The 24,615-nt window shown below is 59.9% G+C and carries 26 protein-coding genes; 6 read left to right on the top strand and 20 right to left on the bottom strand.

What is annotated here, in order from left to right; genetic code table 11:
• Nucleotides 1-23: 23 nt before the first annotated feature.
• From lspA to TRL7639_RS16710, 4 genes are all read right to left on the bottom strand, one after another.
• Nucleotides 24-512: a signal peptidase II gene (gene lspA, locus TRL7639_RS16725; RefSeq protein ID WP_085797017.1), complete on the bottom strand. Its 489-nt coding sequence runs from the start codon at nucleotides 510-512 to the stop codon at nucleotides 24-26.
• Complete coding sequence (purH, locus tag TRL7639_RS16720; protein ID WP_085797016.1) at nucleotides 512-2,101, bottom strand: bifunctional phosphoribosylaminoimidazolecarboxamide formyltransferase/IMP cyclohydrolase; 1,590 nt, start codon at nucleotides 2,099-2,101, stop codon at nucleotides 512-514. Before purH ends, lspA begins: the two co-directional genes overlap by 1 nt.
• A 21-nt stretch (nucleotides 2,102-2,122) precedes the next feature.
• Entirely contained in the window at nucleotides 2,123-3,862 is a 1,740-nt protein-coding gene (locus tag TRL7639_RS16715) for a heparinase II/III family protein (protein WP_085797015.1), read from the bottom strand.
• An 82-nt stretch (nucleotides 3,863-3,944) separates the two neighbouring features.
• Nucleotides 3,945-5,210, bottom strand: a complete 1,266-nt coding sequence (locus TRL7639_RS16710; protein WP_085797014.1) for an RsmB/NOP family class I SAM-dependent RNA methyltransferase — start codon at nucleotides 5,208-5,210, stop codon at nucleotides 3,945-3,947.
• Nucleotides 5,211-5,300: 90 nt separating this feature from the next.
• Between TRL7639_RS16710 and TRL7639_RS16705 the strand changes: the two genes are divergently transcribed.
• Both TRL7639_RS16705 and rarD read left to right on the top strand, forming a co-directional pair.
• Nucleotides 5,301-5,495: a DUF1674 domain-containing protein gene (locus tag TRL7639_RS16705; RefSeq protein ID WP_085797013.1), complete on the top strand. Its 195-nt coding sequence runs from the start codon at nucleotides 5,301-5,303 to the stop codon at nucleotides 5,493-5,495.
• A 102-nt stretch (nucleotides 5,496-5,597) separates the two neighbouring features.
• On the top strand, nucleotides 5,598-6,503 hold the full coding sequence (gene rarD / locus TRL7639_RS16700; RefSeq protein WP_085797012.1) for an EamA family transporter RarD: 906 nt from the start codon (nucleotides 5,598-5,600) through the stop codon (nucleotides 6,501-6,503).
• On the opposite strand, the gene TRL7639_RS16695 is transcribed toward rarD, so the two are convergent.
• Both TRL7639_RS16695 and TRL7639_RS16690 read right to left on the bottom strand, forming a co-directional pair.
• Nucleotides 6,500-7,198, bottom strand: coding sequence for an SGNH/GDSL hydrolase family protein (locus TRL7639_RS16695; RefSeq protein ID WP_235820434.1), 699 nt, complete (start codon nucleotides 7,196-7,198; stop codon nucleotides 6,500-6,502). The two genes, rarD and TRL7639_RS16695, sit on opposite strands and share 4 nt — an antisense overlap.
• A gap of 5 nt (nucleotides 7,199-7,203) precedes the next feature.
• Nucleotides 7,204-7,614, bottom strand: coding sequence for a nuclear transport factor 2 family protein (locus tag TRL7639_RS16690; RefSeq protein WP_085797010.1), 411 nt, complete (start codon nucleotides 7,612-7,614; stop codon nucleotides 7,204-7,206).
• A gap of 96 nt (nucleotides 7,615-7,710) precedes the next feature.
• Here TRL7639_RS16690 and TRL7639_RS16685 point away from each other — a divergent pair, with 96 nt between their 5' ends.
• The gene (locus TRL7639_RS16685) at nucleotides 7,711-8,358 is read left to right on the top strand and encodes an RluA family pseudouridine synthase (protein WP_085797009.1); all 648 of its coding nucleotides are present in this window, start codon (nucleotides 7,711-7,713) and stop codon (nucleotides 8,356-8,358) included.
• Between the two features lie 272 nt (nucleotides 8,359-8,630).
• On the opposite strand, the gene TRL7639_RS16680 is transcribed toward TRL7639_RS16685, so the two are convergent.
• Nucleotides 8,631-9,476, bottom strand: coding sequence for an alpha-1,2-fucosyltransferase (locus TRL7639_RS16680; RefSeq protein WP_085797008.1), 846 nt, complete (start codon nucleotides 9,474-9,476; stop codon nucleotides 8,631-8,633).
• A gap of 254 nt (nucleotides 9,477-9,730) precedes the next feature.
• Here TRL7639_RS16680 and TRL7639_RS16675 point away from each other — a divergent pair, with 254 nt between their 5' ends.
• On the top strand, nucleotides 9,731-10,165 hold the full coding sequence (locus tag TRL7639_RS16675; protein WP_085797265.1) for a glyoxalase superfamily protein: 435 nt from the start codon (nucleotides 9,731-9,733) through the stop codon (nucleotides 10,163-10,165).
• 63 nt (nucleotides 10,166-10,228) lie between these two features.
• Here TRL7639_RS16675 and TRL7639_RS16670 read toward each other — a convergent pair whose 3' ends face one another.
• Entirely contained in the window at nucleotides 10,229-11,668 is a 1,440-nt protein-coding gene (locus tag TRL7639_RS16670) for an aldehyde dehydrogenase family protein (protein ID WP_085797007.1), read from the bottom strand.
• Between the two features lie 276 nt (nucleotides 11,669-11,944).
• Between TRL7639_RS16670 and TRL7639_RS16665 the strand changes: the two genes are divergently transcribed.
• A complete protein-coding gene (locus TRL7639_RS16665) occupies nucleotides 11,945-12,595 on the top strand; it encodes a peroxiredoxin (protein WP_085797006.1) in 651 nt (216 codons plus the stop codon).
• A 6-nt stretch (nucleotides 12,596-12,601) separates the two neighbouring features.
• On the opposite strand, the gene TRL7639_RS16660 is transcribed toward TRL7639_RS16665, so the two are convergent.
• From TRL7639_RS16660 to pnp, 6 genes are all read right to left on the bottom strand, one after another.
• Nucleotides 12,602-13,318: a glycosyltransferase family 25 protein gene (locus TRL7639_RS16660; RefSeq protein WP_085797264.1), complete on the bottom strand. Its 717-nt coding sequence runs from the start codon at nucleotides 13,316-13,318 to the stop codon at nucleotides 12,602-12,604.
• 78 nt (nucleotides 13,319-13,396) lie between these two features.
• Nucleotides 13,397-14,086, bottom strand: a complete 690-nt coding sequence (locus tag TRL7639_RS16655; RefSeq protein ID WP_085797005.1) for an outer membrane protein — start codon at nucleotides 14,084-14,086, stop codon at nucleotides 13,397-13,399.
• A gap of 177 nt (nucleotides 14,087-14,263) precedes the next feature.
• Nucleotides 14,264-14,773, bottom strand: coding sequence for a helix-turn-helix transcriptional regulator (locus tag TRL7639_RS16650; RefSeq protein ID WP_085797004.1), 510 nt, complete (start codon nucleotides 14,771-14,773; stop codon nucleotides 14,264-14,266).
• Nucleotides 14,774-14,796: 23 nt separating this feature from the next.
• Nucleotides 14,797-15,069: a PepSY domain-containing protein gene (locus TRL7639_RS16645; RefSeq protein WP_085797003.1), complete on the bottom strand. Its 273-nt coding sequence runs from the start codon at nucleotides 15,067-15,069 to the stop codon at nucleotides 14,797-14,799.
• Nucleotides 15,070-15,170: 101 nt separating this feature from the next.
• The gene (locus TRL7639_RS16640) at nucleotides 15,171-16,046 is read right to left on the bottom strand and encodes an alpha/beta fold hydrolase (RefSeq protein ID WP_085797002.1); all 876 of its coding nucleotides are present in this window, start codon (nucleotides 16,044-16,046) and stop codon (nucleotides 15,171-15,173) included.
• Nucleotides 16,047-16,168: 122 nt separating this feature from the next.
• Entirely contained in the window at nucleotides 16,169-18,310 is a 2,142-nt protein-coding gene (gene pnp, locus TRL7639_RS16635; RefSeq protein ID WP_085797001.1) for a polyribonucleotide nucleotidyltransferase, read from the bottom strand.
• 414 nt (nucleotides 18,311-18,724) lie between these two features.
• Between pnp and TRL7639_RS16630 the strand changes: the two genes are divergently transcribed.
• Nucleotides 18,725-20,245 carry a class I adenylate-forming enzyme family protein gene (locus TRL7639_RS16630; RefSeq protein WP_085797000.1) on the top strand — a complete coding sequence of 507 codons (1,521 nt, stop codon included), beginning with the start codon at nucleotides 18,725-18,727 and terminating at the stop codon, nucleotides 20,243-20,245.
• 67 nt (nucleotides 20,246-20,312) lie between these two features.
• Here the strand turns inward: TRL7639_RS16630 and rpsO are convergent, their stop codons facing one another.
• The 6 genes from rpsO to rbfA all read right to left on the bottom strand — a co-directional run bounded on the left by rpsO (nucleotide 20,313) and on the right by rbfA (nucleotide 24,542).
• Entirely contained in the window at nucleotides 20,313-20,582 is a 270-nt protein-coding gene (gene rpsO / locus TRL7639_RS16625) for a 30S ribosomal protein S15 (protein WP_085796999.1), read from the bottom strand.
• Nucleotides 20,583-20,774: 192 nt separating this feature from the next.
• Nucleotides 20,775-21,749: a calcium-binding protein gene (locus TRL7639_RS16620; protein WP_165759836.1), complete on the bottom strand. Its 975-nt coding sequence runs from the start codon at nucleotides 21,747-21,749 to the stop codon at nucleotides 20,775-20,777.
• Between the two features lie 123 nt (nucleotides 21,750-21,872).
• Nucleotides 21,873-22,385, bottom strand: a complete 513-nt coding sequence (locus TRL7639_RS16615; RefSeq protein ID WP_085796997.1) for a DUF1643 domain-containing protein — start codon at nucleotides 22,383-22,385, stop codon at nucleotides 21,873-21,875.
• A 41-nt stretch (nucleotides 22,386-22,426) separates the two neighbouring features.
• Nucleotides 22,427-23,341, bottom strand: coding sequence for a tRNA pseudouridine(55) synthase TruB (truB, locus tag TRL7639_RS16610; RefSeq protein WP_085796996.1), 915 nt, complete (start codon nucleotides 23,339-23,341; stop codon nucleotides 22,427-22,429).
• 71 nt (nucleotides 23,342-23,412) lie between these two features.
• On the bottom strand, nucleotides 23,413-24,150 hold the full coding sequence (locus tag TRL7639_RS16605) for a phosphodiester glycosidase family protein (protein ID WP_085796995.1): 738 nt from the start codon (nucleotides 24,148-24,150) through the stop codon (nucleotides 23,413-23,415).
• On the bottom strand, nucleotides 24,147-24,542 hold the full coding sequence (gene rbfA / locus TRL7639_RS16600) for a 30S ribosome-binding factor RbfA (RefSeq protein WP_085796994.1): 396 nt from the start codon (nucleotides 24,540-24,542) through the stop codon (nucleotides 24,147-24,149). The genes TRL7639_RS16605 and rbfA overlap by 4 nt, the downstream gene beginning before the upstream one ends.
• Between the last annotated feature and the right edge of the window lie 73 nt (nucleotides 24,543-24,615).

The raw sequence follows: 24,615 nt of genomic DNA, 5'->3' as shown, positions 1-24,615 counted from the left end.
TCCGCCGTCACGGGGCGTTTTTGTCAGGTGCTTTTTTGTGATGTGCCTTTGCCATCCAAAAGGATCAGACCTGCAGCACCTGCAAAGATGAAAACGTCCGCGACGTTGAAGACAAAGGGATTGTTGATTCCGCAGCAGGACATGTTCAGGAAATCCAGCACATAGCCATAAAGCAGCCGATCCACGACGTTGCCCAGAGCTCCACCAATCAGCAATCCGCCGCTGATCAGCATCCATCGACTCGGCTGCGTGCGTGCCAGCCGCAGAAAAACGCCCAGGCAGATGGCAACGGACAGGCCGATCAGAATCCAGGCCGACGCGGAACTGTCACCCTGAAACAGGCCAAAGTTGATGCCGCGGTTTTCACCATATTTGAACGTCAACAGTGGCGGCACGACGTCGATGCCGCCGGGCTGATCGGCCACCCGCATGACATGCACGACCAGATACTTGCTGATCTGGTCGAGCAGAAAGGCCCAGAAGGCGGCCCATATGAGGGGACCGTAACGCATCAGTGGCGGAAATGGCGCATGCCGGTAAAGACCATGGCAAGCCCGGCCTCGTCAGCTGCTGCGATCACTTCGTCATCACGCATCGAGCCACCCGGCTGGATCACACAAGTGCCACCTGCGGCAGCCGCTTCAAGCAGACCGTCAGCAAAGGGGAAGAACGCGTCCGAGGCCACTGCCGAGCCTTTGGCAAGGCTCTCGTCCAGACCCAGTTCGGCAGCCATGCGTCCGGCTTTGGCAGCGGCAACGTTGGCGCTGTCCAGGCGGCTCATCTGACCGGCGCCCACACCTACGGTGGCGTTGTCCTTGACATAAACGATGGCGTTCGACTTGACGTGTTTGGCAACCTTCCAGGCAAAGAGCAGGTCTTGCAGCTGCTCATCGGTGGGTGCCTTCTTGGTTACGACCTTCAGATCGTCCAAACCAACATAGCCAACGTCCTTGTCCTGAACCAGAACGCCGCCCGCGACCTGTTTGTAAGCCGTGATCGGCGCACGCGGGTCGGGCAGAGCGTCGGTCAGCAGCAGGCGCAGGTTCTTCTTGGCGGCAAAGATCTCTTTTGCCTCATCCGATGCGCCGGGGGCGATCACGACCTCAGTAAAGATGTCGACAATCTTCGCAGCGGTGGCGGCATCCAACGGCTGGTTCAGCGCGACGATCCCACCAAAGGCCGAGGTACGATCGCAGTCAAAGGCTTTCTGATAGGCTTCGACCAGGGTCGCACCCTTGGCCACGCCACAAGGGTTGGCGTGTTTGATGATGGCGACGGCCGCGCTTTCGGCCGGGTCGAACTCGGCCACCAGCTCATAAGCCGCGTCAGTGTCGTTGATGTTGTTGTAGCTCAGCTCTTTGCCTTGCAACTGAACAGCAGTGGCAACGCCCGGACGGTTCGAGCCATCGGTGTAGAACGCGGCCCTCTGATGGCTGTTCTCACCATAGCGCAGGGTCTGTTTCACCTCACCGGCAAAGGCGCGGCGGCGCGGGGTTTCCTCGCCGATGGCACCGGCCATCCACGTCGACACAGCCGCGTCATAGGCGGCGGTGCGGGCATAGGCGATCTGCGACAGGCGCTGGCGGAAGGCGTAAGTGGTCTTGCCGTCGTTGGCGTCCAGCTCTGCCAGCAGCGCGTCGTAGTCTTCGACATCTGTGACAACGTTGACAAACAGGTGGTTCTTGGACGCCGCGCGGATCATCGCCGGGCCGCCGATGTCGATGTTCTCGATCATCTCATCATAGTCGGCACCACGGGCCAAGGCCGCTTCAAACGGATAGAGGTTGACCACCAGCAGGTCGATAGCGCCGATGCCATGCTCGTTCATCGCGGCGACATGCGCGTCGTTGTCGCGCAAGGCCAGCAGACCGCCGTGCACCATCGGGTGCAGGGTTTTGACGCGGCCGTCCATCATCTCGGGGAAGCCGGTGACGTCGCTGACGTCCTTGACCACCAGACCAGCCTCGCGCAGTGCCTTGGCTGTGCCGCCGGTCGACAAGAGTTCGACCCCGCGTGCGGCCAGTGCCTGCCCCAGCTCGATCAAACCGGTCTTATCGGAAACGGAAAGCAGCGCGCGGCGCACGGGATGAAGGTCGGTCATGGGCTTGGATCCTTGTCGTGATCAGTCGAATTCGGGTTCGTCCCGGTTCAGATCGCGAATGGCAACCGCAGTGTCCTGCGCCTTGCTCAGCGACCACCGGATGCGCGTCGCATACTCCATTGCGCGCCCGGATAGAACGATCTGTTTTGTCGCGCGCGGCTTTAGACGGTTTTTTTCCAGGTAAACGCTTGGTTCCAGTGACAATTTAAATTGACCGTCATGACGGAAAACCCAGATCTCACCGCTCTTGAGCGCCATCGAAACCGCTGCACCACCTAAATCCACCGCCGCATCGACCTCGGGATGCAGGTGTAGCCGGATGTCGAATCCCACACCAGCCAGCACAGTGGCGTCCATCGCCTTGTCGAACTTGCGCTTGGCCTCATCCTCCATCGCAAGCAGCATGTCCTCGCCCGCCATGCCCCGACCATCGAGCGTCAGTTCCAGCGTCCGCGCGTGGGTCAGTCCAAAGACAGCGGCATAGCCATCGTGACCGCCCTGGAATCGGATACCGTCAGGGGCCTCGGACATTTCGATGGGGACGTGTTTGGGGGCATCCACCAGCGCCTCGTAAGCCGTGCCTTTGATTGGGTCAGCTAGGCGGGCGCTCGAATAGCCATCCAGACAAAGTGTCGAATGCGAAGGGGTCGCGCGTCCTGCGCGGCGCCAATCGACACCAAATGTTTCACCCGAGCCACAGTTGACGATCAGCGGACGACGGCCCGAGGTCAGTTCAAACGCCAGTGTCGAGGCATGCGCGTTGAACGACGCCGCGCCTGAAGGTGGCGGGCTGGCGTCGATCACCACGCTGGTGCGGTGGGCCGACAGGCGGGCATAGCCCATGGCCAACCCATCGGAATGCAGCGGCCTGACCGGGCTTGCGGCCAGTGCGTGATCCAATCGCCCTTCCAGCCCACGACCGCCGCCATGAAACCGGGCCAAACCGCCGTCAGCGTGGCGCAGGGTGCGCAGGGTGGGCGTAATGCGGGCAATCGCGGCAGAGTGTTCCGGCGGGGTGCCGCGCCCGGCTTCGTGCAGGGCGGCGGCGGCCCAAGTAAGCAGGGTGAAAACCTCGAGCAGCTCTTCGGCGTTGCGGGTGGGCAGGCCACCTTGTTCGTCGATCTGAGATTGGCAGTCCTGTGCCAGGGCACGCACGGCTGGATCGGCCAGTTCTTCGCTACCTTCCAGTGCGAGGCCAGCATAGATCAGCCCGGTCAGAGCCTCGAACCGGGGGAGGCCCGGAGTGGCCGCAGGCCAGCGTTTTGATAGGAACCAAGTCTGCTGAGCAAGTGACAAGAAGAACGCGTCGCTTTGCGCGGGCTCCATCCCGCGCAGCAGGAACAGCGCGTGGTTGATCCATCGGATCAGGCGGCGCCCGGCGAGTTCAGGCGTCCAACCCGGACCGCGCCCGTCACCATGTGCCTCGATCCAGCCCCACAGCCATTTTTGCGCCTTTTCACGGGCCGCGAAATCTCCAACGGCGGCCAGATCATCCAGCCAGGCAAACCCGTGGCGTTCGGCATCGAATGCCGCGTTGGGGGCTTTGACTTCCCACAATCCGCTTTCCTTGGATTCCACCAGATAGCCGGCAAAGAGCAGATTGCCTGCCACCAATTGTCGACCCCGCGCAAACGAGCCAATCGTGCGCGGTTCGGGTTGCGAGACAAAACCGGTAAGCGATTTGCGCCTTTGGCTTAGACGTGCGTACAGGCGGTTCAAGAACCGCGTGCGTCGACTGGCCATGGAATCCGGACTGAACATCGCTGCTGCCTCTCACGCTCTTTGGCGTTTGAGGCAGAGGATAGCGGCACAATCCGCTCAAGTCACCGATGAATAACGGGGCTCAGGCCGACTTGCGCAAACAGGCCACATAGAAGCCATCCATGCCGCCACGGTCAGCCCAGTAATCCGGGCGCAGGCGCAAACCACCCTCTTCGCTGCGCCAATCCGCGTTGATGCCGGCACGGTCCAGCGCGGTGCGGTCGACTTCCATATCGGGAAACATCTCCAGCGCCTCTTCCACCTGCACTTCCCCCTCGTCCGGGAGGAGTGAACAGGTGCAAAAGATCAGCCGCCCGCCTGGTTTCAGAAGCCCCCAGGCATGAGCCAGCATGCGCGCTTGCAGCTCGATCAACTCGCCAAACTGTGAGCCGTCCTTGGCGTGCGGCAAATCGGGGTGGCGGCGAATCGTGCCAGTGGCCGAGCAGGGTGCGTCCAGCAGGATCGCGTCATAGGTGCCTTGATGCTCGAGCGCGTCGCCAGTGATCAGGGTGGCTTGCAGACCGGTGCGGGTCAGGTTTTCCTGCACCCGCTCCATTCGGTTTGCGCTGATGTCCAGTGCTGTGACCTTGGCCCCGGCTGCCGCCATCTGCATGGTCTTGCCGCCTGGTGCGGCGCAGAGGTCGAGGATTTCTTCCCCTTCCTGCGGGTCCAGAACCTTGACCGGTAGGGCGGCGGCTGCGTCTTGGACCCACCAATCGCCAGCGTCAAAGCCGGGCAGGGTCGAAACCTGTTTTGCGTCATGCAGACGCACGGATCCCGTAGGCAGAACCTCTCCGCCCAATGCGGCCGGGTCCACGCCGGGTTTCAGGGTCAGGTCCAGCGGTGCACTGGCCAGATGGGCCAGTTCGATCTGCAACATCGCCTCGTTCCCCCAGGCCTGCGCCAAGGGGCTGCGCAGCCATTTCGGCAGGCGCGGCGCGCGCAAGGCGGGCCAAGCCTCGGGCCCTTCGGCGGCGATCTTGCGCAGAACCGCATTCACCAACCCCTTGAGCCGACCATAGCGGCGGTTGCGGGACACGATGTCGACCATCGAGTTCACCACGCCATGCGCTGCCTCGCCCTGACATAGCTCAACCGTGCCCACACGCAGGGCGTTGTGTACGGACAGGGGTGGTTTCTTTTGCAGATGTTTCTGTAACAAGCGGTCGGCCCGTTCCAAGCCGCGCAGGGTTTCCACGGCCAGGCGCTGCGCCCGCGCGCGATCCTCGGGTGCCAATTTATCCAATGCTCCGGCAGACAGGCATTCGGCCAGCAAGCGCTGTTCGCCCAGAACCTGATCAAGCAGGTAGATGGCGCTGCGGCGGGCGCTGGTTGCGGGGTCTGACATGGGACGGCTCCTGCGTGTTGAGACCTTTGGCCACCTTGCCTTGGGTCGACGCGCGCGTATATCACGGATGTGCGATAAAGGAACCCGCCCATGACCGAGACGCCTGCTGACCAGAAGAAAGACCTGCCCCCTGCCGCGCAGCGCGCATTGGCCGAGGCCGCAGAGCGCCGCAAGGCCGCCGAAGACAGGGTCAAGGCCATGCCCAAAGAGCTCGGCGGGCGTGATGGCCCCGAACCTGTGCGCTATGGCGACTGGGAGAAAAAGGGCCTCGCCATCGATTTTTGAGATGGGCATCTCACAAATCTTGATGAATGATCTGGTCGAATTCCATTCCCTATACCGGGACGCGTAACCTAAGGACATAGGGTATCATTCGGAGACCCGTTCATGTCCACCCCAGCCGCCCCCACCAAAAATATTGACACGCCGCAGGGGTTGGCCTTTGCCATCTCGGCCTATGTGTTGTGGGGGTTTCTGCCACTCTATCTGAAAGCCGTATCCCATATTCCTGCCGCCGAAGTCGTAGCACACCGGGTCTTGTGGTCGGTACCACTGGCAGGGGTGCTGTTGATCCTGTTGGGACGGACCAAGGATCTCAAGGTCGCTTTGCGTACACCGCGTATGCTGGTGATGGGGTGTGTGACAGCGGCGCTGATCTCGATCAACTGGGGCATCTACGTCTGGGCGATTGCCAATGACAATGCGCTGGACGCTGCGCTTGGATACTACATCAACCCGCTCTTTAGCATCGCGCTTGGCGCGTTGTTGTTGGGCGAACGCCTGAACCGCGCGCAGCTGGTGGCGATTGTCTTTGCCAGCGCGGGGGTCTTCGTTCTGATTTTTGAGACGGGCAGTGTGCCTTGGGTGGCTTTAAGTCTGACGCTCAGCTGGGGGTTTTATGCCTTCTTCAAGAAGTCGCTGCCCATCGGTCCGAACCAGGGCTTCTTGCTTGAGGTGTTGATCCTGACCGTCCCGGCGCTTGGCTATCTGGCCTATCTGACGTCGCAAGGCGCATCCAGTTTTGGTGCCGACTGGACGGATACAGCGCTGTTGATGGGCTGTGGCGTGGTCACGGCCGTGCCTCTGATCCTTTATGCCAACGGGGCCAAATTGCTGCGGCTTTCTACCGTGGGCATACTGCAATATATCGCGCCGTCGATGATCTTTCTCAATGCCGTCTTTGTCTTTGGCGAAGAGGTCGATCGGGGCCGCATGATTGCCTTTCCGCTGATCTGGGCCGGGCTGGTTGTCTATTCGATGGCGATGATCCGTGGCATGCGGCGCGGGGCCTAGGCACGCCGCGCGATGATCTCGTCGGCCAACATCTGCGCCCAGAACCGATAGGCCAAAGCGCTTGGGTGATAGCCATCTTGTGCCGCATAGGCTGGTTCCGGCGGGATCGTCAGTTTGAAGTGGTGCAGATGCGGCAAAGTACTGGCGAGCTCAGCTAAGCCGCCATCCAGTCGCCTGGCCTGTGCCCCAAGCACCCAGGCGAGCGGGTCGGGCAAGGCGGGAAACAGTTCCATCTGCGGGACGCCGGTGGCAAGGATCAGCGAGACGCCTAGGCGATTGGTGAGCAAATTCACCAATTGGGACTGCCTTCTTTTGAACGTCTTGCGGCTCACTCCACGGGTCACGTCATTGACGCCAAGGGCTGTAACGGCGATGTCAAAGGTGCCGTTCAGTTTCGACAGCCGATGCAGCGTGTCACGTGTGGTGTGGCCGGTCGTGGCCTCAAGCCGCCACACCACTGTAAAGCTGCGACTCAGATGGGCCACTAACTGGCCGCTGAGCGCGTGGACTTGATGATCGACGCCAACCCCGGCGGCCGAGCTGTCGCCGATGATTAGCAGGCGCAGGGTTGGGCCTGCGCCCGCGCGACCATGCCGTGGCCCTGCGGGTTCGTCCAGCAATTGGGCCTTGCGTCGGATGGCAATGGCCTGCGCCGCCAGCACCGGGGCCAGCGGCACGCGCAGGATCTGATCCAAAGCGATCAGGTCAGCGCCTCGCGGAACTTGAGGAACCGCGCATCTGTCATGACCCGGGCGTTCATCGCATCGCGCAGCGCACCGATCGTTTTGTAGGGGCGCATCACCACCTCAAACGACTGGATCAGCCCGTCTTCGTTGAGTGTAATCAGATCCACGCCAACCGCATCCAGTTCGCCCACCTTGCATTGAAATTCCAGCGCCCAGTCGTTGTCTTTCCCCATGACGCGGCGATAGCGGAAATCGGAGAACACCTGCCCCACGTGACCGAGAACTGCAGCAACTGGCTCGCGCCCTGTCCAGGTCTTGTAATACGTGGGGGGCATGAACTGCACATCTTCGGCCAGCAGCTCGTGGATCAGGCTCTCGTCGCCTTTGGCTACGACCTCCTGCATTTTGGTTATAGTGGGGTGCATGGTGTCTCCTCTCTCGGGTCTCGAGCGTCAGGGATCGCGCGGCGTGCTGCAAGGGCGACGTTGCGGGAAGCAGCGACCTGGGGTAGGGACGCGGGCATGAGTGACGACTACACCCCACCGATCGACCCACTGGACGTGCTGCATGAAGATGCGCAGCTGATTGTGGTCAACAAACCATCGGGCCTATTGTCCGTGCCGGGACGCGGTGAGCATTTGGCCGATTGCCTGTTGAGCCGGGTTCAAGCGGCGTTTCCGCAGGCGTTGTTGGTGCATCGGTTGGATCGGGACACCTCGGGCGTGATGGTCTTTGCCCAGACGCCACATGCGCAGCGACACCTGGGGTTGCAGTTCGAGAAACGCCAAACCCGCAAAACCTATGTGGCGCGGGTCTGGGGGCGGCTCGAGCCCAAAACGGGGACGGTGGATCTGCCCCTGATCGTGGATTGGCCCAACCGCCCACGTCAGATGGTGTGCCATGAGACGGGCAAACCTGCTGTCACGGACTGGCGGGTGGCCAAGTACGAGGGGGACACAACACGGGTGAAACTGAGCCCGAAAACCGGACGTTCGCACCAGCTGCGTGTGCACATGCTGGCGCTTGGGCATCCGATCCTGGGTGACCCGTTTTATGCCGAAGGCCCAGCCCGCGATTTCCCGCGCCTGATGCTTCATTCTGAAGAGCTACGCCTGAAGCATCCCGAGGGCGGCGTGTCGATGAAATTCCGCGCCCCGGTTCCGTTTTGAAACAGGCGGGGCGCTCCCGCGCCCGCGCGATCCTGACTGCGTCAGCACCGCTGGCGGCCTTGGGCCGGGCACCGCGCTGCGCGCGGTGCGGGCGGATGTGGCAGCTGCATCTCGAGAGCTTCTGACGTTGCTTCTCCTCAGGATGGGCTTTGCCGCGGGCGCCAACCGCCGAGCGCAGCGAGGCCCGGCCCAACGGGAGGAGGTTTTTCTGCCAAGAAAAATTGACGACGGGCGGGAGCGCCCCGTTCTTTGAAGAAAGCAGACGTAAGTGATTATGCCTCGATCCGATGCCAGTTGGGCGGCAGGATGTCGGGGTTTGACAGTTTCGGATCGCCGAACCATTTGCTTGGGCCCGCCACCTGTTTACCCGCGTTCTGGTTCAGCCACGCCGCCCACCAACTGAAAGACGAATTGCCGATGATGTTGTGCTGACACAGGCTCATCAATCGCATGTCTTCGAAATCAGTCTCGGGTCCGTTGAAATCAACCACCACCTTTTCGACCGGTAGGGGCAGGTTGTCTTTGGCCCATTGCGGATCATCCGAGAATACAAAGACGGTCGGCGCACCGTTCACACCTTCCAGAACGCGCCCAAGCGCAGCCTCGTAGTAGGCTTGGTCGCACAGCACATGCGCATTCAGGCTGACATAGTCGCCGCGCCGCACGTGAAGCGAGATGGCTTGCGCCTCAGCAATGCGCACGGCCATTTCGGCGTTTTGCGAGTTTGTGAACGCAGGAAATGCAAAGGCTGCGCGAATGTCCTGGGCTACATGGGTAAAATACGCCTCGCTCTGCCAATACCCATGCAGATAGGTGCCATCGGCCCAACCTTCGATCTGCGGATTATAGCCCAACCCCTGCTCGCGCCGGAATTTTGGATGGTTGCCAAAAGCGCGCCACATGCCATAGCGCAACAGCCCTTCGGATTTCAGTGGCGGCAGCGGTTCCGCCTCTACCACAGGTAGGTCGAACACCCGCGTCAGCACCCCTTCACCACGGGCGATGGCGCCGCGCGCGTCCAGGGCAACCTGCGTTCCAACTCGCGCTGCCAACCCGGCGGCGGCGGCGTATTGGAACATCTGGTTGCCGAGGCGGCCGTGCAGGCGGGTGATGATCATCGCGGGCTGTCCCTGGTGAAGCTTACCTGTGACTGTTTAGGCGCTCTGTCCGGGCAAGGCCAGCCATGGCGTTGACATGGTGGGTGCGGTTTCCTATCTCAGCGGTTCAGGTTCGGGTATCCTGCCGCTCGCGGCCTTTTGGCTTTGGTGAAACCCGATTTTTGCATCTGACGCCCCTTTCACGGCGCGCCCGGATGGCAATGCGAGCCCCGTCCCTGTTTTCGCGTGTCCGTTTGAACGAAACGAGGCAAATGATGACGACTGTTCATAACATTGCTCCGGTGTCGGAGCTCAAAGCCCAGGCCAAGCGCCTGAGAGAGAAACTGCGTGGCACAGGCGTGCAGCTGAGCCACAGTGAATCGCTTGAACTGGTGGCCACCCAGCACGGGGTGCGCGACTGGAACACCCTGCATGCGATGGCGGGAAACCGGATGTTGCTGCGGGTCGGAGACCGCGTGCGCGGGACCTATCTTGGGCAAGCGTTCCGGGGCGAAGTGCGCGCGCTTTCCACGATGGGGGACGGGTCGCATCGCCGCGTGACCCTGCACTTCGATCAGCCTGTGGATGTGGTGACCTTCGACAGTTTCTCGTCCTACCGCCAACGGGTAAGCGGCGAGATCGGTTGGGATGGGCGTTCGACCCGCAAGACGTCGGACGGGCAACCACAACTGGTCGTGATGCCGGAATGACAAGAAAAACGGGCCGGGCAGATTGGAACTGCCCGGCCCGCGCTGTTTCAATGTGTCCAGTGCTTAGTCAGCCGCCCAACCGCTGACGGCTTTAACTTCCAGGAAATCTTCAAGGCCATAGACACCGCCTTCGCGGCCATTGCCCGACTGCTTCATGCCGCCAAAGGGCGAGCCCGCGCCGCGGCTGGTGCCGTTCATCTCGACCATGCCCGAACGCAGAGTGCGGGCCATGCGGTTCAGGCGCTGCGGATCCTGGGTTTGAACATAGTTGGTCAGACCATAGGGCGTGTCGTTGGCGATCTCGACCGCTTCCTCTTCGGTGTCGAAGGGGATCATGGTCAGAACCGGGCCAAAGATTTCCTCGCGTGCAATGGTCATCTGGTTGTTGGCGTCGGCAAAGACGGTGGGCTTGACGTAGTAGCCCTTGTTCATGCCATCGGGGCGACCGGTGCCGCCTGCAACCAGCTTGGCACCTTCGTCGATGCCCTTCTGGATCAGGTCCTGAATCTTGTTCCACTGCAGTTCGTTCACAACGGGACCAATGTGGCGACCTTCTTCCAGGGCGTTGCCCACGGACACCATCTGCGCAACCTGACCGGCGGTTTCGACCGCCTGATCATAGACACCACGCTGCACCAGCATCCGGCTGGGGGCGTTACAGCTTTGGCCGGTGTTGTTCATCATGTGCAGAACGCCACGCTTGATCGCCTTTTCGTCGGCGTCGTCAAAGACAACGTTGGCGCCCTTGCCACCCAGTTCCAGGTGCACCTTCTTGAGTGTGTCAGCGGCGTTCTTGGAAATCGCGGTGCCCGCGCGGGTCGAGCCGGTGAAGCTGACCATGTCGACGTCGGGGTGCCCCGACAGCTGCGAGCCCACGCCGACACCATCGCCATTCACCAGGTTGAAAACACCCGCGGGGAACCCGGCTTCATCCATCATTTCGGCAAAGATCATCGCGTTCAGGGGGCTTTGCTCGGACGGTTTCAGCACCATGGTACAGCCTGCAACCGCCGCCGCGCCAACCTTGAGCGTGATCTGGTTCATCGGCCAGTTCCACGGAGTGATCAGAGCCGCAACACCAACCGCCTCGTGAATGATGCGATCATTTGGGGCGTGTTCGCCAAGCGGTTTTTCGAACTCGAAGTTTTTGGCCGCCTGCACAAAGTTCATCAGGTGCCAGATGCCGGCACCAACCTGCTGAGTGCGAGCCATTTCGATCGGCGCGCCCATTTCGGTCGACATCGCCTGTGCCAGATCTTCGCCACGGGTCTTGTAGACCTCGATCAGTTTTTCGACGAGGGCGATCCGCTCTTCGACCGGGGTTGCCATCCAACCGGGCAGAGCGGCTTTGGCGGCTGCAACCGCGGCGTCGGTGTCGGCTTGATCCCCCAACGAGATAACGGCGCAGGGCTCTTCGGTGGACGGGTTGATGACTTCAAAGTCGTTGGTGGCTGCAGGGGCGACCCATGCGCCGTTGATGTAAAAGTCGCGTTTTTCGATCATGTCTGGCTCTCCTGATCCTGCCAATAAAACGACCGATTGGTCGAATTTGTGGCCAATGTGTCACCACCCCCGGTTCCGAGCAAGGGGTAAACGGATGAATTGATCGCATCATCCGGGTGAAGCTCCTCCGTCGTCAAAGCTGCGCATCGTGCGGGTCTTTGCAAGCAGGATTTGTTTCCCCATCGTCACTTTGCCCCTGTAACCTTGCGGCAGAACCACTAAGTTGAGCGGGTCAGGACGATCCGACCCGGATTTTCATACCAAAGGAGATGAGCCATGGGTTTGCGTATTAACGATACTGTTCCGAATTTCACCGCAGAAACCGATCAGGGCACCATTCAGTTCCACGACTGGATCGGCGACAGCTGGGCGATTCTGTTCTCGCACCCCAAAGATTTCACCCCCGTCTGCACCACCGAGTTTTCTGCCGTGGCTCAACTGGCCGACGAATGGGCTGCTCGCGGCACCAAGGTCATTGGCGTGTCGGTTGACGGTGTCGAAGATCACAAAAAGTGGAAAGGCGACATCGAAAAATACGGAAACGCTGCTGCGGGCTTCCCGATCATTGCGGACGAAGGTTTGGCCGTGTCCAAAGCGTTCGACATGCTGCCTGCCGAAGCTTACATGCCCGATGGCCGCACTCCGGCTGACAGTGCCACCGTACGTTCGGTGTTCATCATCGGCCCGGACAAGCAGCTGAAGCTGTCGATGACCTACCCGATGACCGTGGGTCGCAACTTTGCCGAGATCCTGCGCGCGCTGGATGGTCTGCAGATGTCGTCCAAGGGCGTTGCAACACCCGCCAACTGGGTGCCGGGTGAAGACGTTATCATCCCGCCGACCGTTTCGAACGAAGACGCCAAGGCGAAGTTTGGCGAGTTCGAGACGATCTTCCCCTACCTGCGCAAAACCAAAGCGCCGGAATAATCAGGGTCAGGGTTTTTGGGGGCGCAGCGCCAGTTGCGCCCGGTAGACGCCGCGTTTCCATTCGCGCCCCAGCTTACCGCTGGGGCGTATTTTTGTCTGAATGGTCGAGCCGCCGATTTGCGCCGCCACTTCGCGGTTGCCGGTGCCCAGAACGGTGTGAACCGGCTGTTTCGTTACCCAATGCATCTGCAACAGTGTGTCCACGGGGCGATCTATTTGATCCGTCACCCCAAGCAAGCGTCGGGCTGCCTCGCGCCCGACCACCTGGCAAATACATTGCAGGCCGATGATCTTGGGTAGGATGAGTCTGAGATCGTCCTTTTCCGCCACGACTTGAACGGCAGTTTCCCGCTGTTTGACAGGCAGGCGGACATAGCTATCCACGGTCGCGTGATCCTGCAGCAGGTCCAGTGTTCGGGCAAAACGACCCGGATCAATCGCCAGATCATCTTCGGTGATGATGGCCAGGTCGATGTTTTCTTCAACCATTTTGCGCCAGATGCGGCGATGGCTTTGGAACACGCCAATCTCGGCCGGGCGCAGGGCAAAGGGGTATGACGGTTTGAACAGATTGCCGGGATGGCAGTGTATATCTGCGATCTGGGCAGGGTCGCGACCATTCACAGCCTCGCTAAGCTCGGCGTTGGGCAAGTGCTTTACCAATGTGTCGGCGTTGGCGCGTCGCGCCGTGCTCGAGGACATGTGAATGATAAAAGATCGCATGACCCGATGCATACAGCGCCGGATCATGCTGGGAAAGCGAAACTGAGGTGGGGGCTGTTTTCCGCTTTCTTTCTTGGTCTAAAACTTGAAGCGAACACCCAAGTTGAGGCTGAAGTTATCCAGATCGTCCTCGACCGTGCCGGTATTGATGAAATCACTGTTCACACGGCTGCTGGACACGTCAAAGGCACGCGCGTAACGGGCGTCCAGGGTCAGCGCGGTGTTGCTGTTGATGTCGTAGCTCACACCGGCAATCGCTTGGGCGGCAAAGCTGGTGTCGCTGTCGCGGATGGTCACGCCAGGCCCGTAGATCAGATCATAGCTGGTGCGTTGCGCACCCAGACCAAAGCCCACAAATGGGGTAAAGGCGCCCTTTTGCTTGAAATCGAAAAGCACATTGGCAAAGAGCGAAGTCGAAGAAATGTCGCCGCTGGTGTTGACCTCGTTCCCGGCACCGTTGCCGGTAAAGTCCAACCTCTCGACGTCGTTGTTGCGGTAGGACAGCTCCAATTCGATCCGGGTTCCGATATTCGAATTGCTCCATTGTGGGATCTCGCGGCCTACGGCGATCCCGATGCCATATCCGCCATCAAAGTCACCGAACACGGACTGCGGCGCGCCGCCAATGGTGCCGGACAGGTTGGTGTCTTGCAACTGATTATAGCCCAGGAAACCTTGGACGTAATAACCATCTGGAAGGGTCTGTGCAGAAAGAGTGGTCGCCGAAAGCGACAGCGCCGCAGCGGCGAGAAGAGGACGGGGAAGCATCGGGTGATCCTTTGTTCAGGCAGGTGATGCAAGACCATTTGCCCGTCTCAACGGCGATTGAAAGAGGCGCACCCGTCACGTCTGATCACAGATTTTTCTGCTGCAGTGAATGAATAAAATGGGATGGGAGAAAATCCCATATTTGCCGGAAGATGTACTCTCACGACGGTGCGAGCGTTACGTTTGGGGGGATCTGTCCAAAACAGGTTCGGCAATCAGCTCTTCGACAAAATAGCTTAGCAACTGCATCCGCCCCGAGACGCCTGCTTTGCGATAGACTGCCCCACATTGGGCCTTGATGGTCCCCTCTTTGGTTTGTCGCAGCGCTGCAATGTCCGCCACGGACAACCCCTTGAGAGCAAGCATTGCCACTTCGCGTTCGGCTTTGCTGAGTTGCCATTGATCGAAATGTTCTTGGATGAGTTGTTCGAACGCACCAGACGCCATGTCGAGCTGCCGCTGCATTTGCGCCTCGCGCTGGCCAAACGTACGGATGTGCATTGCGGTCACTGCAATACCGGCGAACAGGGCAAAGCTCAGCAACAGTTCGAAGGCGTGAAGATGGCGAAAGCCCAAGGGCTCGGGCCTCCCGGTCCAATCGAACAGACCATCGACAACAAAGAAGGCGGCGCAGACGGCCTGCACCACCAACAAAAGCCACAACCAGACTTTTCCGGAATTCTTCAAGTGGCTCCTTTTCCGGGACGCACTCAGTCGTCCTCTTTTTCCATCTCGATTTCAATCACCGAGCCGTCAGCCTGGCTCAGCACCAGCTCAGTTTCCACACCATCCTTGAGGACTTCAACCTCGATCTCGTCGTCTTCGAATTCGATCTCTTGCACCTGATACCCTTGCTCTTCGAGCATGGTGCGGATGGCGGCCTCTTCGGTGCCCACGGTGTCTCCGATGTTGAAGTTGGCCATCGCGATGGCAGGGGCGGCCAGCATTGCAGTGATCAGGGTCAGAGTTTTGAAGGTGGTCATTGGGTCTCTCCTTTTCGGCGTTGTTGATGACACCGAGCTGGGAAGGGGACCGGGCTTTGACGATTGGTTTTCGGTTGATTTGACCGCTATTGCACCCGGGTTTACGCGGTTTTTGCCCTTTGGCCGACCCAATTCGCGACCAGGGGCCAGATTTCGATGCGCGCCGGGGTAGAGGCCAGGATGCGTCCGTGTTCGTAGTCTTCGATGAATCCCTGGTCCTTGCCGCAAATCTGGATGGTGCGGTCCGCGCTGCCAAAGGCTTTGGCAAAATTTTCGCAACCCGGGCGTGGAGCAACAAAGTGATCGCCCCCGGCAATCAGACAGAGCAGAGGAATATCCAAGGCCCCAAGAGCGGGAAGATAATCGAACCCGTCCGATCCCAGAAACTGTCCCTCAAGGTTCCAGCGGCACCATTGCTGCATCAGATGGGCGCTTTCGCGCTCGGACCCCACCCCCATCTGACGCGGCGGGATGATGTCGATGGTTTCAAGATACCGCGCCATTTCAGCAATGCGCTGACGATGCTCGGGGCGTTCTGCGGCCAGATGCGCTTGGGCTGCCATTGTGACAAGGCCGCGGATGCAACCATTGGCCAAATCGGGATTTCGAGCCGCCCACATGCCGATAATCAGCCCACCGCCGGAATGTGTGACAAAAATGGCCGTGCGTTGACCCGTCTCGGCCTGAACCAGATCCAGAACCGCCGGAATGTCCATCTGCGCGATGGTGTCGAAATCAAAAGGCGCATCCGGCAACTCACTGCCGCCGCGCCCGCGCCAATCCATGGCCCAAACGTCCAGCCCATCGTCAGCAAGGCGCCGGGCCAGGCCAGTGCAACCTTCATGGCTGGAAAACGTGCCATGCACAACGATGACCGGAACCCCGCCGGGATTGGCGAACCGATAACAGGCGATGCGCACGCCATCAGCACAACGAGCAGTGTATCGGATCGGCAATATCTGGGGATCGGCTTGCATGGCAAAACGCTAGCAGGCGAATGACCGCCAGAGCACCTGAAACCCCACGTAACGATTTGTAATTCACCAACGAAAAAGGCCCCGACGTTTGGTCGGGGCCTTCTGAAAGATGAGACTAACGATTAGTCTTCTTTCTTTTCTTTCTTCTCGGGCGCGATCTCTTCGCCGGTTTCCTGATCGACGATTTTCATCGACAGGCGAACCTTGCCGCGATCATCAAAGCCCAGAAGCTTGACCTTCACTTCCTGACCTTCCTTCAAAACGTCCGAAGGGTGGTTCAGGCGGCGGTTTTCGATCTGGGACACGTGGACCAGACCGTCGCGCTTGCCAAAGAAGTTCACAAATGCACCAAAGTCGACGATTTTGACGACCTTACCGGTGTAGATCGCACCTTCTTCGGGCTCTGCCACGATCGAGTGGATCATGTCGTAGGCCTTCTTGATGGCTTCGCCGTTGGGCGATGCGATTTTGATGATGCCCTCGTCGTTGATGTCGACCTTGGCGCCCGACACTTCGACGATCTCGCGGATCACTTTACCGCCCGAACCGATCACTTCACGGATCTTGTCGGTCGGGATCTGCATGGTCTCGATGCGCGGTGCGTGGACCGAGAATTCGTTGGTCTCGGACAGCGCCTTGGACATTTCACCCAGGATATGGATACGGCCGTCTTTGGCCTGAGCCAGGGCTTTTTCCATGATCTCGGGCGTGATGCCTGCGACCTTGATGTCCATCTGCAGCGAGGTGATGCCGTTTTCGGTACCCGCCACTTTGAAGTCCATGTCGCCCAGGTGGTCTTCGTCGCCCAGGATGTCCGACAGGATCGCGTAGGAACCGTCGTCTTCCAGGATCAGGCCCATGGCCACACCGGCAACCGGTGCTTTCAGCGGAACACCTGCGTCCATCATCGACAGCGAGCCGCCGCAGACGGATGCCATCGACGACGAGCCGTTGGATTCGGTGATTTCCGACACAACGCGGACGGTGTAGGGGAAATCGGTTGCCGCGGGCAGAACAGCCTGCAGGGCGCGCCATGCCAGTTTGCCGTGACCGATTTCACGACGGCCCGGAGGGCCCACGCGACCCACTTCGCCAACCGAATAGGGAGGGAAGTTGTAGTGCAGCAGGAAGTTCGATTTGAAGTTGCCGTGCAGGGCGTCGATGAACTGCTCATCATCGCCGGTGCCCAGAGTGGTCACAACCAAGCCTTGGGTTTCGCCACGGGTGAACAGGGCCGAACCGTGTGTACGCGGCAGCAGGCCGGTTTCCGACACGATGTCGCGGATTTCGTCGGTACGACGACCGTCGATGCGCTTGCCGGTTTTGACAACGTCACCGCGCAGGATGCCTGCTTCGAGCTTTTTCAGCGCCGAACCCAGGTTCGCGTCTTCAAGTTGTTCTTCGGTCAGGGCTGCCTTGATTGTTTCGCGAGCGGCGGCAACAGCGGCGGTACGCTCTTGCTTGTCGCTGATCGCAAATGCGGCGCGCATTTCGGTTTCACCAGCGGCTTTGACCGCGTCATACAGCTCGGAGTAGTCCGGGGGGGTAAAGTCGAACGGCTCGTTTGCAGCTTCTTCAGCCAGCGAGATGATCAGGTCGATAACCGGCTGGATCTGCTCGTGCGCGAATTTGACGGCGCCCAGCATCTCAGCTTCGGAAAGTTCGTAGGCTTCGGATTCGACCATCATCACGGCGTCTTTGGTGCCGGCAACAACCAGGTCCAGACGCTGTTCGGGGTTCAGGCGCAGGTCCTGCATGTCGTCGACGGTCGGGTTCAGAACGTATTCACCGTCCTCGAAACCAACGCGCGCACCGGCGATCGGGCCCATGAACGGAGCACCCGACAGGGTCAGCGCAGCCGAAGCGGCGATCATTGCAACCATGTCCGGGTCGTTGACCAGGTCGTGGCTCAGCACGGTGCACATCACCAGAACTTCGTTTTTGAAGCCGGGCACAAACAGCGGGCGGATCGGACGGTCGATCAGACGCGCGGTCAGCGTCTCTTTCTCGGTCGGGCGCGCCTCGCGCTTGAAGAAGCCACCCGGAACTTTACCGGCTGCATAGTATTTCTCTTGGTAATGAACGGTCAGCGGGAAAAAGTCCTGACCGGGCTTTTGCTGACGGGCAAAGGTCACGTTGGCCATGACGCTGGTTTCGCCCAGAGTGGCGATCACCGAGCCGTCGGCCTGACGGGCAACCTTGCCGGTTTCCAGTGTGAGCGTCTCTTCGCCCCACTGCATGGATTTCGTTGTTACGTTAAACATCTAGCGTATCCTAAAAGGGAGCACTCGCGGGCCCTCCCGCGTCTCCCGATTGCATGACGGCCCCATTGCCGCCGACCCCTGTTATCTTCCTTCACGGTGCCGGGGTCCCTTGCACCACGTCTCAGATGCTGCCGCCCTTACATGATTTCGCTATGGATTGAAAGGTCCATTGGGCGTTGAGGGAGGTTCGGGGCACAGGTTCGGTTTCTTAGCCGCAAATTGCCCTGACAAGGCCGCCTTGGAGGTGTGAAATTCGGAAAGCAGCTCAATGCCTTAGAAAATGTCACAATATAAGCATCAATGCACTGCAAAATGTGTGTTTGACCCGTTGCCTTGATATTTCGATAAATGATCAACTGTTCAATTCCTTGGGTTTCCCAGAATTGAACAGTGAAATGTCAGGGAGGAAAACGCATGTTGGACAATATTGGTCAGATCCCGGGGCGCGCTGCCAAAAGGTTTGGAGATCGCGAAGCGCTTGTGTTTGAGGGACAGAGTTTCAGTTTCATCGAACTCGACACTCTGATTGAGAAGGCGGCAGGCGGTTTGCACGCACTGGGCATCCAGCCAGGCGACGTCGTAACGCTTTATGGATCCAACTCTTGGCAATGGGTTGTCAGTTACTACGCAATTGCCAGGCTGGGTGCGGTGATCAACCCGGTGAACACGATGCTGACCCCGGCTGAGATCGAATACGTTGTTCGAGACTGCAAAGCCCGTGCTGTGCTGGCTTCGGAAGACAAGATCGCTGCGATCAAGGACGTGTGTTCGGCAGCCGGAGTTGAGGCAGTGGTATCCCTTGGGGCCTCGACGCCCGAAGCCATGGGATTCGAGGACTTGATGGACAACGGCACAACCGCGCCAGCGCTGCCGGACGTCAAAGGCGAGGATTTGTCGACCATCGCCTACACCTCGGGTACGACGGGGCATCCCAAGGGGGCCATGCAATCGCACCGTGCGGTGATCATCAACGGGGCCATGACCAGTCAGATGCACATGCGGGGGCCATCAGACACCGTCGTCAGTGCGCTGCCCTGTCCGCATGTCTACGCCAACGTCCTGATGAACGGGATGATGATGTTGGGAACCAAGCTGGTCTTGCATGCCACTTTTGATCCGCAGGCCGTCATGGCTGATATCGCAACGCACAAGGCCACCATATTTGACGGTGTCCCGACGATGTACATGTTCATGCTGAACCATCCTGACTTTGCCGCCGCTGATCTGAGCAATTTGAGCCGCTGCTACGTGGGTGGTCAAACCATGCCAGCCGCAACAATGGCGGCCGTCGAAGAGGGGTTTGGGGTGCCGCTTTATGAGCTTTGGGGGATGACAGAGATCGCAGGACTAGGGTCAACGCACCCTCTTTATGGTGACAACAAGCACGGCAGCATCGGCTGCGCCATTCCCTACTGCAAGCTGCGCATTGCTGACGTGGAGGATGCCAGCGTCACGATGCCGAAGGGCGAAGTTGGTGAGCTGATGGTGCAGGGGCCGGTCGTGATGATGGGTTACTTTGGAGCACCTGAAAAGACACGTGAAACCATCGAGCCGGACGGCTGGCTGCACACGGGCGATCTGGGCACCATGGATGCGGACGGGTGCGTTTACATCGTGGACCGGAAAAAGGACATGATTCTCACCGGTGGTTACAATGTCTACCCAGCCGAGATTGAGCGCGTGTTGGCGGGGCATCCGGACGTCGCTTTGGCCGCAGTTGGCAAACAGGCGGACGCGATCAAGGGCGAATTGGCCAAGGCCTATGTCGTTTTGAAACCCGGTGCCACATGTACTGAGGAGGACGTCATCGCGTTCTGCCGACAGTCCCTTGCAGCTTACAAATGCCCGCGCAGCGTTCAGTTCGTCGAGGACGTTCCGAAGACCAGCACAGGCAAGATCATGCGCCGCGAACTGTATACGCTGGACCCAACATAGTCCGCAAAAAGAAAGGCCGTCCCCCAGATCGGGCGACGGCCTTGAAACCTCTGGTGCGGCGCTTGGATTAGCGACGCAGACCCAGGCGCTTGATCAGGTCCTGGTAACGGGCCTCATCCTTGCCTTTCAGGTAGTCCAGCAGCTTGCGGCGCTGAGCAACCATCTTGAGCAGACCACGGCGGCCGTGGTTGTCTTTTTTGTGGGTCTTGAAGTGTTCGGTCAGAGTCGAAATACGCGAGCTCAGGACAGCAACCTGTACTTCGGGCGAACCGGTGTCGCCTTCTTTGGTTGCGAATTCAGTCATGACGCGTGCTTTTTCTGCAGCTGTGATCGACATCGGGGTCTCCTTTACAAGGTTAGAGTGGATGGCGCAGGCCGGGATGTCGTCCAGCACAGGCCCGTGGAGATGTCTGTCGCAAACCCAGCCACATGGCCGAATCCCCGACAGATGCGGGGATATATGCGGTTTTGGGGGGATTGGCAAAGGGTTTGTCGCGCGCCTTGTGTGCTTGCCTCAAGCCATGGTGCTTCAGCTTGCGAGGCTGAATTGGCTGACTTCGCTTTCATTCACAACCATGATGTCCGAGGCCAAGACTTGGGCGTCGCCCCGCAGCAACGCAATCTCTTCACCGTTGATCAGGACACGGTTGAGGTTGGCGTTGTTCGGGTCCGGTTGCACCTCGATCTGCGGATCAGGGCTGGCTTGAAAGTCCCAACTGATCAACAGGCGGTCTTGCGAGGGGTCAAAGTCCATGATGTCTGCAGCCTCGCCGTCTAGGACCCAATCGCCCAGGATGATCTGGTCTGCCCCGGATCCCGCCGTCACGATGTCGCCTTCTCCGGCCACGATGGTGTCATTGCCTTCGCCGCCGTTCAGATAGTCGGGGCCGCTGTCACCGCTGTCATCATCCCGCCCTATGATCAGGTCGTTATCTCGCCCGCCAAACAGGGAATCCTCGCCCTCTCCGCCGATCAGGGTATCATTCCCGTAGCCACCGTGCAGGGCATCGTCGCCTGCGTCGCCGCTCAGAGAGTCGGTGTCCTGGCCGCCGTAAAGCGTGTCGTTGCCATCACCGCCCTGCATATGGTCCGAGCCGAAGTGGCCATACATCTCGTCATCACCGTCACCACCGTCCAGGGTGTCGGTGCCATCTTCGCCGTGCAACAGGTCGTCGTTTGCTCCGCCCTGCAGGGCGTCATCCCCTTCGGCGCCGTGCAGAGTATCGTTGCCTTGCCCGCCGGACACTGTGTCATCACCACCGTAACCGTTGATCTGGTCGTTGCCGTCTTGGCCATCGATGGAGTTGTCACCTTCGTCCCCGGCAATCACCAGGCCTGTTTCATCTTGGCGATTTTCAGCGTCACCATCAGATGGATCGGTCGGCTGGTTTTCTGGCTGTGTGGGGTCATTTTCCAAAATGGGATCATCAGGGCTCACATCGTCAGACACCTCTGTGTCGTTCGAGCTGTCATCCCCAAGAAACACGACGCTACCGGCAGCCATGAGGCCCAGTAATCCTGCAATTGCCAACATTTTTGCACTCCACACACACGTCACCCACGGGGGTCATTAGGCCACGTCAAAGGGGAGGCGGTCAAAGCAGGATTGGGGAAATGGTTAACGCGATCAGGTCGGGAACCAGAGTTTTGGCTGTTGCGCGTATGAGATGTAGAGCGGGTGTTTGGGGTGCCCGGCCTTGCTCAAGCCCAGATGATAAACGGGGCTTTGGGAGGTGCGCAGCAGGGCCTCTACTGCCGGGCCGCGATCCAGATGCTCGCCATGGGTGCCCCAAGCCGCCACCACCTGATCTGCCCAGTCCACACCAGCCAGGATGGTCGCGTCATTCTCGGGACCAACCGGTTCGGCGGCGGCGCGCATCTTGCGGGGGTCAGTGTCGCGCCAGGCAAAGATGTTGGTGACCTGAAACGCACCAAACCCAAGCGCTCGGGCGCGACGTTCGCAGCGTTCCACGGTGGGGTCGTTCTGCACCTCGGTCGCAGTCGACGGGTTCAGCATCACGAACAGAACCTTGCCGCCCGAGGGATCCCAGATCCGGGTCAGGCTATAGCGATAGCGTTCGCAATCCGAATAAACGGCGGTCGAGGGCGCGTCGCCCTTGGTATGAGTGCGCGTGATCATGGCCGCTGGCTAGCACGTCCGGTGCGGCCAGGCCACCAGGATCATTTCGGCTGCACAAAGACACGGGTGGGGTGCAGCTCGCCTGCCTTGTAGGTGCCAACAGCAACCGCCTGACCATCGAGCGAGGCCCAGGCCTCGTCCCCGTATTCCACGTCGGATGCCAGTACCATGCCGGGGTTGCCGTTACGCAGGCGCGCGGCCCCCTCAGGGGTGCATTTCAACTCGGTCAACTCGGCCAGACCCTGTTCCAGCGGGTGCAAGTGTTGGTCCAGGGCAGGTGTCTTGGCCATCTCGTCGATCTGCTCGATGGTGATCCCGTCTTCGGCTTCAAATGGCCCAGACCAGATGCGACGGAGCTCACGTACATGCCCGTGACACCCCAGCGCCGCGCCCAGATCGCGCGCGATCGAGCGGACGTACCCGCCTTTGCCGCAGGTCATCTCGAGCGTCACGTGATCGGCGTCGGGGCGGTCCACAAGGATCAGCTCTTCGACCCAGAGAGGGCGAGCGGCCAGTTCGAAATCTTCATCCCCGTCGCGCGCAAGCTTGTAGGCGCGCTGCCCGTCGATCTTTACGGCCGAGAATTTGGGCGGCACCTGCATGATGTCACCCAAAAATGGGGCGAGTGCCTCTTTGATCTCGTCATCGGTTGGACGCTGATCGCTCTCGGCGATCACCTCACCCTCGGCGTCGTCGGTGTTGGTGGCCTGACCCAGCCGCACTGTGAAGGTGTAGGCCTTGAGTGCATCGGTGATGTAGGGAACGGTCTTGGTTGCTTCACCAAGGGCGATGGCCAGCACGCCGGTTGCATCTGGGTCCAAGGTGCCCGCATGACCCGCTTTCTTTGCGTCCAGGGCCCAACGAACTTTGTTGACCACAGCGGTTGACGTCATACCTGCAGGCTTGTCCACCACCAGCCAACCGGAAATGTCGCGACCCTTGCGTTTGCGTGCCATGATGCCCCTCGAATGTGTTAGAGGCGCGCCACCTAGCGGATTGATCCCGCTCTGTCAAATGGCGCTAAAGCTCATTCCGTTGGCGCAGCAACGCCCACGATCGGACCCATGGAAAACCCGGCATCCGACCGGTTCAACTGTGGCGCGTAAAGACGCGAGATATTGCCGTCGAAATAGAGCGCGTTGGGTGTTTTCAGAACATCCCGAAACAAAGAGCCGAACTCGTGAAAGGTGACGGCGTTTTTCGAGATGGCAAAGACGGCGCGCGTGCCATCCGTGCTGGTACCCACTCCATTGCGCAGATAGCGCGAGGTGCTGTCTGGCAGGAAGCGGGGATGCAAAGCCCCATCAATCACCAGCATCGGGCCGGATTGGGTGGCAAAGCGACAGGTGGGCTTGGTGTCCAGAAACTTTAGTGTCTCAAACACACGCGCCTTGCCGACTTCGATGCAAAACACCCCATTGGGTAACAGGCCAAAGTTGCCGGGGCCTGCGTTGGGCACAACCCGCATCTCTTCGGTGCCGTCTTCGACGTAATGCCCAACCGGAGAGCGGTCGGAATGATACATGCCTGCGTTCATGGCAAAGGTCAGTTCTTTGCCTTCGCCGCGCAGTTCCGAATCCACCGCCGAAAACTGCCCCAGGACCTCTCCGGCTTCGTCGCGCAGGAACAGGCGCAGGTCTTCGGTGGTCAGATCGACCTCGCAGATCGAATACCTGTTGCCCGCATGCGCCAGGTCGCGACAGTCCACCGCTGCTGCCGGGCTGGCAACCAAGGCGGCCAATCCGATCAGCAGCGCGCGGATCACTCGTCCAGATCGCGGCGCACCGCGTCCTGTTCGAACAAGCGGCGGGTGTCGTCCATCTGATCGAATGTCTCGTCCAGACGGAACCGCAGGTCTGGTGAGAACTTCAGCCCCACCTTCTTGCCGATGACGCGACGCAACTCACCCTTGTTACGTGCCAGCAGTTTAAGCACCTCATCCTGGCCTTTGCCGCCCAGGGGCAGCACATAGGCGGTTGCGATCTTGAGATCGGGAGAGGTGCGCACCTCTCCCACGGTGATCGACAAGCGGTTGAGATCGGGATCATGCACGTCGCCACGCGCCAGCACCTCGGACAAGGTGCGGCGGATAAGTTCGCCGACGCGCAGCTGACGTTGGGACGGGCCTGGCCCGTCGTGGAATTTGTTCTTGGCCATAACCCCGATCTAAGGCCAAAGCCGGGCTTTGCCAAGCGGGCGCGAAGCGGGTAGGAGGCAATGAGCCGACAAA

This window comes from Falsiruegeria litorea R37 (genome assembly GCF_900172225.1).
In the GTDB taxonomy this organism is placed as follows: domain Bacteria; phylum Pseudomonadota; class Alphaproteobacteria; order Rhodobacterales; family Rhodobacteraceae; genus Falsiruegeria; species Falsiruegeria litorea.
This window is presented reverse-complemented; position numbering and strand designations above follow the sequence as displayed.

Coding starts and splice junctions, on each gene's coding strand:
- TRL7639_RS16630 (WP_085797000.1), top strand. CDS start 18,725: ATGTTGGACAATATTGGTCAGATCCCGGGGCGCGCTGCCAAAAGGTTT.
- TRL7639_RS16620 (WP_165759836.1), bottom strand. CDS start 21,749: ATGGCTGCCGGTAGCGTCGTGTTTCTTGGGGATGACAGCTCGAACGAC.
- rbfA (WP_085796994.1), bottom strand. CDS start 24,542: ATGGCCAAGAACAAATTCCACGACGGGCCAGGCCCGTCCCAACGTCAG.
- pnp (WP_085797001.1), bottom strand. CDS start 18,310: ATGTTTAACGTAACAACGAAATCCATGCAGTGGGGCGAAGAGACGCTC.
- TRL7639_RS16665 (WP_085797006.1), top strand. CDS start 11,945: ATGGGTTTGCGTATTAACGATACTGTTCCGAATTTCACCGCAGAAACC.
- TRL7639_RS16705 (WP_085797013.1), top strand. CDS start 5,301: ATGACCGAGACGCCTGCTGACCAGAAGAAAGACCTGCCCCCTGCCGCG.
- TRL7639_RS16660 (WP_085797264.1), bottom strand. CDS start 13,318: ATGCGATCTTTTATCATTCACATGTCCTCGAGCACGGCGCGACGCGCC.
- TRL7639_RS16680 (WP_085797008.1), bottom strand. CDS start 9,476: ATGATCATCACCCGCCTGCACGGCCGCCTCGGCAACCAGATGTTCCAA.
- TRL7639_RS16685 (WP_085797009.1), top strand. CDS start 7,711: ATGAGTGACGACTACACCCCACCGATCGACCCACTGGACGTGCTGCAT.
- TRL7639_RS16670 (WP_085797007.1), bottom strand. CDS start 11,668: ATGATCGAAAAACGCGACTTTTACATCAACGGCGCATGGGTCGCCCCT.
- lspA (WP_085797017.1), bottom strand. CDS start 512: ATGCGTTACGGTCCCCTCATATGGGCCGCCTTCTGGGCCTTTCTGCTC.
- rpsO (WP_085796999.1), bottom strand. CDS start 20,582: ATGTCGATCACAGCTGCAGAAAAAGCACGCGTCATGACTGAATTCGCA.
- TRL7639_RS16640 (WP_085797002.1), bottom strand. CDS start 16,046: ATGCAAGCCGATCCCCAGATATTGCCGATCCGATACACTGCTCGTTGT.
- TRL7639_RS16645 (WP_085797003.1), bottom strand. CDS start 15,069: ATGACCACCTTCAAAACTCTGACCCTGATCACTGCAATGCTGGCCGCC.
- TRL7639_RS16655 (WP_085797005.1), bottom strand. CDS start 14,086: ATGCTTCCCCGTCCTCTTCTCGCCGCTGCGGCGCTGTCGCTTTCGGCG.
- rarD (WP_085797012.1), top strand. CDS start 5,598: ATGTCCACCCCAGCCGCCCCCACCAAAAATATTGACACGCCGCAGGGG.
- truB (WP_085796996.1), bottom strand. CDS start 23,341: ATGGCACGCAAACGCAAGGGTCGCGACATTTCCGGTTGGCTGGTGGTG.
- TRL7639_RS16710 (WP_085797014.1), bottom strand. CDS start 5,210: ATGTCAGACCCCGCAACCAGCGCCCGCCGCAGCGCCATCTACCTGCTT.
- TRL7639_RS16675 (WP_085797265.1), top strand. CDS start 9,731: ATGACGACTGTTCATAACATTGCTCCGGTGTCGGAGCTCAAAGCCCAG.
- TRL7639_RS16715 (WP_085797015.1), bottom strand. CDS start 3,862: ATGTTCAGTCCGGATTCCATGGCCAGTCGACGCACGCGGTTCTTGAAC.
- purH (WP_085797016.1), bottom strand. CDS start 2,101: ATGACCGACCTTCATCCCGTGCGCCGCGCGCTGCTTTCCGTTTCCGAT.
- TRL7639_RS16615 (WP_085796997.1), bottom strand. CDS start 22,385: ATGATCACGCGCACTCATACCAAGGGCGACGCGCCCTCGACCGCCGTT.
- TRL7639_RS16690 (WP_085797010.1), bottom strand. CDS start 7,614: ATGCACCCCACTATAACCAAAATGCAGGAGGTCGTAGCCAAAGGCGAC.